Here is a 3,020-nt window from a genome sequence, read left to right as displayed (position 1 = left end):
GTCGCCCTCCCAGCCCGGCGCCGCGGAGCTTGTCAGCCGCTCCATGCTGGCGCAGCCGTTCCAGCCCGACGGGATCACGATCGTGGAGGCGGAAGCCACCGCGCGTCGGCTCATCGCCGTCAACCCCACGGCGCTCTCTCCGGTGGCCGACAAGGCCGTCGCCCGCGGGCAGGCCGAGCTCGTCGACCTGCTCGGCCTGCCGGACGTGCGCGACATCGACTTCGACACGGTCTGGGCGCCGCGCCTCGAGCGCGACCGCCTCCGCGTGCCCATCGGGCAGGCCGAGGACGGCTCCCCGCTCATCCTCGACATCAAGGAATCCGCCCAGCAGGGCATGGGTCCGCACGGTCTGATCATCGGCGCGACCGGATCCGGGAAGTCCGAGGTGCTGCGCACCCTGGTGCTCGCGCTGACGCTCACGCACTCCCCGGAGCAGCTCAACTTCGTGCTCGTCGACTTCAAGGGCGGCGCCACGTTCGCGGGCATGGCCGGCATGCCGCACGTCTCGGCGATCATCACCAACCTCGGCAGCGAGCTCTCGCTCGTGGACCGCTTCCAGGATGCGCTGCAGGGCGAGGTCGTGCGCCGCCAGGAGCTGCTGCGCGCGGCCGGGAACTTCGCCAACGTCGCCGACTACGAGAAGGCCCGTCGCGGGGGCCGCACCGATCTGGAGCCGCTGCCCGCGCTGCTCATCGTGGCCGACGAGTTCAGCGAGCTGCTCGCCGCCAAGCCGGAGTTCGTGGAGAGCTTCGTCAACATCGGCCGCGTCGGCCGCTCGCTGCAGGTCCACCTGCTGCTGGCCTCGCAGCGCCTCGAGGAGGGCAAGCTGCGGGGCCTCGACACGTACCTGTCGTACCGCATCGGCCTCCGCACGTTCTCCGCGTCCGAGTCGCGTGCCGTTCTCGGCGTCCCGGACGCCTACCACCTGCCGCCCGAGCCGGGCATCGGCTTCCTCAAGAGCGACACCGAGACGATGACCCAGTTCCGCGCGGCCTACGTCTCGGGACCGCCGCCCCGTCGTCGTCGTGCGGCCTCCGGCTCGCGACGCGGCCCGCAGGACGCCGCGGTCGAGGTGTTCACGGCCGCGCCGGTGCGCAGCGCCCCGCCGCAGGCCGAGGCGCCCGTCGAGCTCGAGCTGCCGGCGGCGCCCGAGGAGAACGGCAGCACCTTCGAGCTCGCGGTCGAGCGGATGAGCGGACGAGGGCCCGCGGCGCATCAGGTGTGGCTGCCGCCGCTCGAGGTGCCCGCCACGATCGGCGACCTCTTCGGCGATCTCGTCGAGGATCCGCAGCTCGGACTGATCTCGCCGCGCTGGCGCGCGGTGGGAGGCCTCACCGTGCCGCTCGGCATCGTGGACGTGCCGCTCGAGCAGCGGCGCGAGAACCTGGTGGTCTCGCTCGGCGGCGCCGCCGGTCACATGGCGATCGTCGGTGCGCCGCTGAGCGGCAAGAGCACGCTCGCGCGCACCACCGTCACCGCGCTCGCCCTCACGCACACTCCGCGCGAGGTGCAGTTCTTCGTCATCGACTTCGGTGGCGGAAGCTTCGCCGGCATGCAGGGCTTCACGCACCTGAGCGGTCTCGCGACCCGCTCCGAGCCCGACGTCGTGCGCCGCACCGTCAGCGAGATCACCTCGCTCCTGAACGCACGCGAGGTGTACTTCCGCGCCCAGGGCATCGACTCGATCGACACCTACCGCCGCCGTCGTGCCGAGGGGACCGTCGACGACGGCTACGGGGACATCTTCCTCGTCGTCGACGGCTGGGGGACGCTGCGCACCGAGTTCGAGAACCTCGAGGCGCCGATCCAGGCGATCGCCGCCCGCGGCCTCACCTACGGCGTGCACGTGATCCTCACCGCCGCGCGGTGGATGGAGATCCGCGCGAACGTCAAGGACCTCATCGGCACCCGGATCGAGCTGCGCCTCGGCGACGCGACCGACTCCGAGGTCGACCGCAAGGCCGCGGGCAACGTCACCTCGCTCCCCGGCCGGGGCCTGGATCCGCGTGCGCTGCAGATGCTCACCGCGCTGCCGCGGATCGACGGGGTCGAGGACGCGGGATCCCTGGCCGACGGCGTCGACGACCTCGTGCGACGCGTGGGCGCGGCCTGGCGGGGACCGGCCGGTCCCAAGCTGCGCCTGCTGCCGTCCCGCATCTCGCACGACGAGCTGCGCGCGCTCGCGACGCGGGCGAACGGCGGATCCGAGCCGCGCCAGATGCTGCTCGGCATCGACGAGGAGAACCTCGCGCCGTTCGCGGTCGATCCCGCGGCCGAGCCGCTGCTGTACCTCTACGGCGACGCCGACTCCGGCAAGTCGTCGATGCTGCGCGGCGTCGTGCACGAGATCATGCGGCTGTACCCGGCGAACCGCGCGAAGATCTTCGTGGTCGACTACCGCCGGGCGCTGCTCGGCGAGATCCCGCAGGAGTACCTCGGCGCCTACCTCACCTCGCACGAGCTGGCCGAGGGCGGCATCAACGAGCTGGCGGCGTTCTTCCGCAGCCGGATCCCGGGCCCCGATGTCACGCCCGAGCAGCTGCGCACCCGCTCCTGGTGGAGCGGCGCGGAGGGCTTCGTGCTCGTCGACGACTACGACCTCGTCGCGACCTCGCAGGGCAACCCTGTGGCTCCGCTCGCGCCGCTGCTCGCGCAGGCGGCGGATCTGGGTCTGCACGTGATCCTCACGCGCCGCGCCGGCGGGGCGAGCCGCGCCGCCTACGATCCGATCATCCAGCGCATGACGGATCTGGGCGCCACCGGCATCCTGCTCAGCGGGAACCCGGAGGAGGGGCAGCTGATCGGCAAGGTCAAGGCCGTCCCGTCCATCCCGGGGCGCGCCCAGATCGTCAGCCGCGACCGCGGCGTCGTCGCCGCCCAGCTGCTCTGGGTCCCGCCCCGCTACGAGTGACGCGCCCCCCTCCTGACCGCGAGACTCCATCTGGGCGACGAGACTGCGCGCCTGGACCGCAGTCTCGTCGCCGAGATGGAGTCTCGCGGAGGGGTGGCGGGCTGATCGA

1 protein-coding gene is annotated in these 3,020 nt (G+C 72.4%); it reads left to right on the top strand.

What is annotated here, in order from left to right; genetic code table 11:
- A partial coding sequence (gene eccCb / locus B7X32_RS19930) for a type VII secretion protein EccCb (RefSeq protein ID WP_292723748.1) occupies positions 1-2,911 on the top strand: 2,911 nt, incomplete at its 5' end.
- Positions 2,912-3,020: the final 109 nt, after the last annotated feature.

Origin of the sequence: Microbacterium sp. 13-71-7 (genome assembly GCF_002257455.1) — a bacterium.
Taxonomy (GTDB): Bacteria; Actinomycetota; Actinomycetes; order Actinomycetales; family Microbacteriaceae; genus Microbacterium.
The sequence above is the reverse complement of the archived record's forward strand: the minus strand, read 5'-3'. Positions and strand labels throughout refer to the sequence as shown.